General features: G+C 59.0%; 8 protein-coding genes. 4 read left to right on the top strand and 4 right to left on the bottom strand.

What is annotated here, in order from left to right:
• Positions 1–368: 368 nt before the first annotated feature.
• Positions 369–683, bottom strand: coding sequence for a hypothetical protein (locus tag IEW17_RS10070; RefSeq protein ID WP_188561914.1), 315 nt, complete (start codon positions 681–683; stop codon positions 369–371).
• Positions 684–1,271: 588 nt separating this feature from the next.
• On the opposite strand from IEW17_RS10070, the gene IEW17_RS10065 reads away from it, so the two are divergent.
• Positions 1,272–1,664, top strand: a complete 393-nt coding sequence (locus IEW17_RS10065) for a hypothetical protein (RefSeq protein ID WP_229748936.1) — start codon at positions 1,272–1,274, stop codon at positions 1,662–1,664.
• 121 nt (positions 1,665–1,785) lie between these two features.
• On the opposite strand, the gene IEW17_RS10060 is transcribed toward IEW17_RS10065, so the two are convergent.
• Positions 1,786–2,778 (bottom strand): alpha/beta fold hydrolase, encoded by a 993-nt coding sequence (locus IEW17_RS10060; protein ID WP_188561912.1) that lies wholly within the window; start codon positions 2,776–2,778, stop codon positions 1,786–1,788.
• Between the two features lie 620 nt (positions 2,779–3,398).
• Positions 3,399–3,854, bottom strand: coding sequence for a peroxiredoxin (locus IEW17_RS10055; RefSeq protein WP_188561911.1), 456 nt, complete (start codon positions 3,852–3,854; stop codon positions 3,399–3,401).
• A gap of 95 nt (positions 3,855–3,949) precedes the next feature.
• Here IEW17_RS10055 and IEW17_RS10050 point away from each other — a divergent pair, with 95 nt between their 5' ends.
• The 3 genes from IEW17_RS10050 to IEW17_RS10040 all read left to right on the top strand — a co-directional run bounded on the left by IEW17_RS10050 (position 3,950) and on the right by IEW17_RS10040 (position 7,617).
• The gene (locus IEW17_RS10050; protein WP_188561910.1) at positions 3,950–4,648 is read left to right on the top strand and encodes a glycosyltransferase family 2 protein; all 699 of its coding nucleotides are present in this window, start codon (positions 3,950–3,952) and stop codon (positions 4,646–4,648) included.
• A gap of 79 nt (positions 4,649–4,727) precedes the next feature.
• A complete protein-coding gene (locus IEW17_RS10045) occupies positions 4,728–6,182 on the top strand; it encodes a cellulose synthase family protein (protein ID WP_188561909.1) in 1,455 nt (484 codons plus the stop codon).
• 79 nt (positions 6,183–6,261) lie between these two features.
• On the top strand, positions 6,262–7,617 hold the full coding sequence (locus IEW17_RS10040) for an MptA/MptB family glycosyltransferase (protein WP_188561908.1): 1,356 nt from the start codon (positions 6,262–6,264) through the stop codon (positions 7,615–7,617).
• Between the two features lie 10 nt (positions 7,618–7,627).
• On the opposite strand, the gene IEW17_RS10035 is transcribed toward IEW17_RS10040, so the two are convergent.
• On the bottom strand, positions 7,628–8,512 hold the full coding sequence (locus tag IEW17_RS10035; protein WP_229748935.1) for a hypothetical protein: 885 nt from the start codon (positions 8,510–8,512) through the stop codon (positions 7,628–7,630).
• Positions 8,513–8,613: the final 101 nt, after the last annotated feature.

Here is an 8,613-nt window from a genome sequence, read left to right as displayed (position 1 = left end):
TCTTACTCCACTCCTTTCCTTCATTGACCTAAATTAAGAGGTCGTGTCTGAACATAGGATAGGATAGGATAATGTATGTTATAAACCCGACCTCGGAAAAGTGGTGGTTTTGGCCTTGCGGTGTTCGATGCTGCCGGCGTGGTACTTTGGCGGGGGACCGGGCTCTTGTTTGGCGTTTACGAAACTCATCCCTTCGGGCTATTTCGTAAACTTTGATTGATGGACGAGTTTCTTAAACTCGCCCTGCCCCATTGAAGCCAGTGGCCACCAGGTGCCGGGCTGATTTCTGCCGTTCAGGCAAACGAGCGTTTCTTTTGTCTTGGTTGATGACCAAACCCTCGACCGCATTCGAGCACGGACGCAAAATGCTAGCGGTACTTATGGCTTACCGGTAGGTGGTCGACCACTACTGTACCATACACTTTCTCCCACATCAGCAACTGGTCTTGCCGCAGGTAATCGTAGTGGTCGCTGACAGCACACACATACGTGTCGGTGCGGGTAGTAATGCGATAAAAGTCAATGAAGTCTGGGCTGTCCCAGGAAGTGGGAAAGGAAAACGCTGGCACCAAGCCTTGGCGAATCTGTGCTTCGATGGCGGCCAGTTCCGCCGCCGAGTAGGCGATTGCGCCGATGAGGTGGATTTCCTGAATCTCGGCTACAGGCAAGTGAACCGCCACCATTCTTTCTAGAGCATCCAGCACCAGTTGCGTTCCACCTTCAGCTCGTTCGGCGGGAGATTTATGCTTAAAACCAAGCAGGAAAGCGAGCCCTTTTAGCCATCCTTCGCTCTTCATGGTGGTTATCTTCTTAACGCGCCACTAAGTAATCAGATAAAATCCGAGTTTAGCCAAACGGTACTGCCGTAAACTTAGGCCCGTACACTGAAAGGAGGATTGCTTTTGTATTTCCTCTGCACCTTCGCCGGATGTTCCGAACGCGCGTTATCTATCTCTGGCCTTCTTATAGCAGCAGGGGGACAAACTTACTCTAAGAACAAGTGCTATATTGTATGTGACTGCCATTTAGCTAGATGCCATTTTCACATGGCTCAAAAAGTCAGGTTCAGTAAGCCAAATTGCTATTTCTTTTTGGACTGCCTTTTTGAACCATGTTTGCGGTACTAATTGGTTGAGTAAGCCCCAAAACGTAATAGGTCAATAAGTTACGACTTTGTGGCCCGCACCCGAAACTGCTTAGAGTAATTCTGCCCCCTCGCTGCTATAAGAAGGCCTCTCTGGCTGCAAATGGTCGGCCTCGCTACCGGACTTTTGGCTGCTGCCGCCGTTGTCAGCGCCGTGTTCTTCCCCGACCTTAAGGTTTCCGTAATGCTCGTGCTGCTGGTGTTTCCCCTGACTCTGGGGGCGTTGGCCACCCTGATTGTGCTGGGGTTGCCCATGCTGGTCCTGTTGCAGCGCCTACTGTTGGCGGTCGGGGCACACACGGGCCGGCCCACCACGTTTTCCCAGTTTCGCCGGTGGCTGACCTGCTACAGTGTGGCGCCCGCGGCCCTGCCGCTGCTGGTGTTCGTGCTGCCTGCCGCGCGCCAGCAGGTCCTGCTCACAGTGGCCCTGCTGGCGGTTTGGGCGGTGGCAACCATGCTGGTGTGGCGATTCAATGCCCGACGCATCTACCTCGAATGGGAAGCAGGCGTGCCCTATTGAAAGGGTGTTCAGGAAAACGGTGGTTTCAATGAGGCGTAAGCCCTTTTACGTGTTGTAAACGACCCTTTACAGCACGTAAAAGGGACAAGTTACTCAACGGCATCAGGCTCAGCTCAGTAGCTCAAAAAAAACCCAGCAGCGCCTTGTAAAGCTGCGCTGGTGCTTCCAAATGCGGAATGTGGCCCACGCCCGCCAGTTCCACCAGTTTCGCATCTTTTATTTGGGTGGCAGTGCGGCGGCCCAAAGCGGGGTACTGCCCCAGCTGCGCCAGCGTTTTCGGGTCTTTGATGAGGCCCTTGCCCACCACCGTGCGGTCATCCTGGCCGATGATGAGCAGCGTGGGCACCGCGAGACGACCGAACTCATAGCACACCGGCTGCTGGTATATCATGTCGTAGGTGAGGGCATTAGCCCGGGCCACTTTGGCGAAGTCGGGGCTGCGCGTTTGGGCAGCCAGGGGCAGTAGCCACTGGTCGTGGGCGGCCGGGTAGCCGCTGGGGTAATAGGTGGCGTGGTACTTACGGATACTGGCTTCCGTACTTTTCAGCTCGGTGGCCTCGGCCTGGTCCACCGACTGGAAGGGCACGCCCACGCGGTAATCTTCCAGGCCGATGGGATTTTCGAGCACCAGCTTTTCGGTGGTTTCGGGATAGAGCAAGGCGAAACGGGTTGCCAGCATCCCGCCCATGCTATGGCCCACAATCACGGCCTTGCGCACGCCCAGCGTATCGAGCAAGCGCTTGGTATTGCGCGCCAACTGGTGAAACGAGTAGTGGATATCGGCCTTATCAGACTTGCCAAAGCCAATCTGGTCGGGCACTACCACCCGGAACCCGGCCGCTGACAGCGTTTGAATGGTTTCGCGCCAATAGGCTCCGAAGAAGTTCTTGCCGTGCAGCAACACCACGGTCCGACCGTTGGCTTTGGCCGTGGCCGGCACGTCCATGTACGCCATGCGCAGGGACTGCCCCTCCAGCTTCAGCGGCAGAATTTTCACTGGGAATGGGTACTCGTAGCCGTCGAGGGTGGCGTTGAGCATGGGCTGTAATTGGGCCGAAGCCGATGAAGCGCTCAGCAACAGTGGCAGCAGGAGAAACAGCAGAAAACGAGGCATCGCGAATGAAATGGGTGTGGCCATTCTACGCGCAAATCGGTTCAGAGGCTCACTGAGAAGCTGTTTGAGTGATTATTACCCACAACGTATGCCTAGAGTAATTCCGGGGTTGGTGTACACGCTATAGAGACGCATATTTGCGTCTCGTCGTTGAACAAAGTCGCCTGGTAGTACTTGCGTCAGCCGTTCAACGACCAGACGCAAATATGCGTCTCTACAGCGTGCTTGCCAAACCTATTCACCAACCCCGAAACTAATCTAAGTGCTTGTTCTAAATTAATTGTGCAATCAGAACGTCATGCTGAGCTTGTCGAAGCATCTCTACCGCTTCGTTGAACGGCCCTGACGAAGCGCGGTAGAGATGCTTCGACAAGCTCAGCATGACGCTCTAATACCTCGTTTAATTTTGTCTAGGCACTTAACTCATCCCATTCGCCTGTCATCCCGAGTGTACCCAAAGGCCTTATCACGCTACAACAACTCGTTCAGCGGTGATAAGATACTTCGCAAGCTCAGCATGACAGGCGAATATTCACAACCCAGCCCAATTATCAATTTGGTGCACAGTTGTTGCGTCTCTACCGCGTATGCCAACCTGAGAACCGCTGTAGTTTGTGCAACTACGCCGGCAACCCCGCCAGCACTTTCTTGGCGTTGCTCACATGGTCGGTGGCGCCGGTCAGGGAATTGAAGATGTACTGAATAATGCCGTTTTTATCAATCACGAAGGTGACGCGGCCGGGCAGCAGGCCCAGCATAGCGCGGGGCACTTCGTAGAGTGTCCGCACTTTTCCGTCGGTGTCGGCCAGCAACTCGAAGGGCAGGCGGTGCTTCTGGGTAAACTTTTGATGCGATTTTTCGCTATCGGAGCTAATGCCCACAACCTCGGCCCCGAGGTCTTTAAAATCTTCGTACTGGTCCCGGAACGAGCAGGCCTGAGTGGTGCAGCCGGGGGTGTCGTCTTTGGGGTAGAAATAAAGCACGACGTGACGGCCTCGCTGGTCGGCGAGGCGGAAAATAGCGCTGGAAGTGGTGGTGAGCGTGAAATCGGGCGCGGGCTGGCCTACCTGGAGCATACGAATGAGGAGTTGAATAACGGCCGCAAGGTAGCGGCACGGTACTGCTTTACGGCGGCGGCGGCATCTTTGTGGCAGTTTAGCTTTTTGTCTTCATGCCCCAACCCCGTATCAGTGTCATCATTCCCGCTCACAACGAGGCTGGGGCCATTGCCTACGTGCTGGCTGAAATCCCGATTGGGCTGGTGCGGGAGGTCATCGTCGTCGACAACAACTCAACCGATAACACCAGCGCGATAGCCCGCGCCAACGGGGCCACCGTACTGCACGAAACACGCCCCGGCTACGGCTACGCCTGCCTGGCCGGCATGGCCCACGCCTACGGCCGGCCGCAATCCGAACAGCCCGACATCGTCGTATTTCTCGACGGCGACCACTCTGATTTTCCTGAACAAATGCCCGAACTCCTGGGCCCGCTCCTGCGCGGGGAGGCCGATATGGTCATCGGCTCGCGGGCGTTGGGTGTGCGGGAAAAGGGCTCGCTGCTACCCCAGCAACGATTTGGCAACTGGCTGGCTTCGCGGCTGCTACGCCTGCGCTACGGCGGCACCGTCACCGACCTGGGCCCTTTTCGGGCCATCCTCGCCCCCGCCCTGCTGGCCCTGCACATGGAAGACAAAACCTACGGCTGGACGGTTGAAATGCAGGTGAAAGCCGCCCGCCAGGGCCTGCGCACCGTGGAAGTGCCCGTGCGCTACCGCAAGCGCATTGGCACCAGCAAGGTGTCGGGCACGGTGCGCGGCACCATCGGGGCGGGCTACAAAATTCTGTGGACCATTTTTAAATACTGGTAAGTTTTCGGGCTACGGCCTGTCAAGCTGGCCGCATTGGCTTCATCTTCCCTGTGATTCAAGTTTACATTTTTCGTTTCTGATGGCTGTGCTCTCCCTGCTGCTAGTGGTGCTGTATGGCCTGTGCCTGCTTTTTATTGTCGGTTTTAGCCTGGGCCAATGGCAGCTCACGCGCCTGGCGCTCCGGGCTTACGCCAGGCCCCAGGGCCTACCGCCGCCCGCCCCTGCCGAATGGCCCCGCGTGACGGTGCAGCTCCCGCTCTACAACGAGCAAAACGTGGTGGAACGGATTGTCGACGCCACCGCCGCCCTCGACTACCCGGCCGACCGCCTCCACATTCAGGTGCTCGACGATTCGACCGATGCCACCGTGGCCCTGGCCGCCGGCCGCGTGGCCCACCACACGGCCCAGGGCCTGCGCATCAGCCACGTGCGCCGCCCCAACCGCGAGGGCTACAAGGCCGGGGCTCTGCGCCACGGCCTGGAGGAAACCGACGGTGAGTTCATTGCCATTTTCGACGCCGACTTTGTGCCCGAGCCAGATTTTCTGCGCCGCACCATTCCCTTCTTTATGGCGGATGAGCGGGTGGGCGTGGTGCAGACCCGCTGGGGCCACCTGAATGAGAACGAGTCGCTGCTCACGCGGCTGCAGGGCTTCGGGCTCAACGCCCACTTCCTCATCGAGCAGGTGGGCCGCACCTTTGCCGGCTACTTCATCAACTTCAACGGCACGGGCGGCGTGTGGCGGCGCACCTGCATAGCCGACGCCGGCGGCTGGCACACCGACACCCTCACCGAAGACCTCGACCTGAGCTACCGGGCCCAGCTGCGCGGCTGGCGCTTCGTGTACCGCCCCGAGATAGTGGCCCCCGCCGAGCTACCGGCCGTAATGGACGCCCTCAAGTCGCAGCAGTTCCGCTGGACCAAGGGCGCGGCCGAAACCGCCCGCAAGCACCTGGGCACTATGTGGCGCTCCCCGCAACCGTTGGCCGTGAAGCTGCAGGCCTCTTTTCACCTGCTCAACAGCAGCGTGTACGTCGTCATCATGCTTATGGCGCTGCTGAGCGTACCGCTTGTGTTCATCAGAACCCAGCACCGCGAGTTTCAACTGGTTTTTCAGCTGGCGTCGGTTTTTCTGGTCGGCTTTGTGCCGCTGGTGTACTACTACTATACCGCGTGGCGGCTGGCGAAGCCGGTGGGTCAGGCGGGCCGCTACCCGGGCTTCTTCCTCCTGTTCCTATCGGTTTCGATGGGCCTTGCCCTGCACAACTCCCGCGCGGTGATACTGGGGTGGCTAGGCCAACGCACGCCCTTCGTGCGCACCCCCAAAGCCGGCTCCGTGGGCCTGGCCCGGAGGCGCTACCGCACGGGCGGCGTGGGCCCGCTGGTGGTGCTGGAAGGGCTGCTGGCCGCTTACTTCGCCTTCGGCCTCGGGGCGGGCATCTACTTGGGCGATGCCGGCCTGCTGCCGTTCCATACCTTGCTCACTACGGGGTTTGCGACCGTTTGCTATTATTCGATACGCCACTCCAATTAGCTAATTAGCATAGCCTTGCGCTCGAATTACTCTACAAAACTTCGAGTCGCCTACTATCCGCTTAGCCTTCTAAATAGCCTTGCCGATTAAGCTCCCCACCGTTTCTCAGGCTTCGGCGCTGCTGCTTTCCGCAGCGGCATACGTGGGGCTGGCCTATGCCACGCCCCGGGCGGCGTTTGGGCTGTTGCTGGGGTTGTTTGGAGTGGCGCTGCTGGCGTATGCCTGGCTGCTGCGCAGCCAGTTGCCGTGGCGCTGGGGGGTGGCCGCGGCGCTGGCGTTCCGGCTGCTATGGCTGCCGGCTCAGCCTGCCCTATCCGACGACGTGTTCCGCTTTCACTGGGACGGCCTGCTGGTGGCCCACGGCATCAACCCGTTCCGGTTTCGGCCCGATGCGCTTATTGCCGACGGGGCCCGCGTGGCCCTGCCCGATGCGGCCCAGCGGAATATCGTGCTGTCACAGTTGCAGCAACTCTATGGCAAGCTCAATTCGCCCCATTATTACTCGGTGTATCCGCCCGTGTGCCAGGCAGTATTTGGCGTAGCGGCCCGTTGGTTTCCGGCTTCCGATGCCGGGTTCGCGGTCGGCCTGCGGGCTTTTGTTTTGCTCGCTGAGCTGGCCACTGCCTGGCTGTTGTTAGCCCTGCTTCGCAGGCTGGGCGCGCCACCGGAGCAGGCCCTACGCTACCTATTGCACCCCTTGGTCATCGTCGAGCTCACCGGCAATCTGCATTTTGAAGGGCTGGTGTTTTGCTTTGTGCTGCTCATGCTGTGGCTGCTGAGCCGCGGGCGCTGGGCGGGCGCGGCGGGGGCGCTGGGGCTGGGCGTGGCCACCAAGCTGGTGCCGCTGCTGGCGCTGCCGCTGCTGGTGCGGCGGCTGGGCTGGGCACGCTTTGCCGCCTTCGCCGCGCTGAGCATGGGCGTGTTCGCGGCGCTGTTTGGGCCATTCATTACTACCGATTTGCTCGTGAATATCAGCCGCAGCCTTGCGCTGTATTTCCGCAACTTCGAGTTCAATGCCAGTATCTATTACCTGCTCCGTCCCGTTGGCTACTGGCTGACTACCTACAATCAAATCGCTCGTCTTGGCCCCGTGCTGGCCTTGGTGGGCGGCTTGGTGGGTTTGGCAATGGCATGGCGCGAGCGCAGGCCCGGCCTGGCCGCATTGCCGGGCACGCTGCTGCTCATGCTCACGGCCTACTACGCGCTGGCCACCACGGTGCACCCCTGGTACCTCACCCTACTCATTGGCCTCAGCAGCCTGTCACGCTTTCGCTTCCCGTTGGTGTGGGGTGGCATGGCCATACTGTCGTACGCGGCTTACCGCACCAGTGCCTACACCGAAAACTTGTGGTTGATAGGCCTTGAATACGCCGTGGTGTACGCGGTGCTGGCCTGGGAATTGAAATCTGCCACTGCCGACCGGCTGACCGCCTAACCACGGCCAGCTACTTGGGCCAGTAGGCGAAGCGACGGGTCGACTTAAGTTGCAGGCTGCGGCCGTCCCAGGTAGTTTGGCGCAGCAGCACGTTCGGGTATTCTTTGGCAAACCAATACACGTTCTCGCGGCCCGCGCGCAGCTTGATGGCTACGCGCCAGGCCGGAGTGGGCACGTCGGCAGCTACGGCGGCGCTCGTGGTCAGGTGCGCCTGGTAGTACACCGGTGGGGTGGCTTTGTTGGTTTGCTGCAAATCCAGCACCACCAAATCGAAGCTGGGGAGTTTCTCGAATTTGAGGGCGCGCAGCGAGTAGCTGAGGGCATCTTCCAGAAACACGTCGCGGCGCAGGTCGCGACTGCCCGTGCCCTGCCCGTCCCAATACGAATCGTAGGTCTGCTCAAAGTTCACCCCGTCATCGACAATGGTTTTGAAGGTGTTGCCGCACCACTCCTGCGAAGACGTTGTCATCTTGTACAGCGCCACCGGCTGGTCGCGCCGGAAAAACAGCGAGGTCAGAAAGTGGTACGGGTACTGGTCCGTCTGAATCTGGCAGAACTGATTAATCTTCATCACGGGAAATAAATCAGCCCGCTTATAATCATCGGTTTTAACGTTGAATTGCTGGTTGAATTCTTCCTTCACCGTAATCTGCGTGTACTCGAACGTGCGCTTTTTCTTGTACACGGTGCGCTCGGCGCTGTAGGTCGCCACCTCGGCCAAGCCGTCCTCCCAGTATTTGCGCATGGCCCACTTCTGGTCGAAATACGGCGACACGGCCTGCAGGGCCTGGGCCGAGGCCGGAGTCCGGCTACCCTCCTTTTTCTTCTCATCGGCGGACGAGCAGCTGCTTAGCAGCCACGCGCCTAGCACCAGCAGGGAGAATGTGTTTCGCATGAGTAAAGAGACCATACAATAAAAAAGCTGTCTGAAATAAATGTGGTCGGCTTGCGCCCTATTTTCGGCCAAGGGGTATGCGTTCGCACTCGTAAGTTAAT

Origin of the sequence: Hymenobacter frigidus (genome assembly GCF_014640435.1) — a bacterium.
GTDB lineage: Bacteria > Bacteroidota > Bacteroidia > Cytophagales > Hymenobacteraceae > Hymenobacter > Hymenobacter frigidus.
Note: the sequence above shows the minus strand (reverse complement) of the source record. Positions and strands in the feature narration are given on the sequence as shown.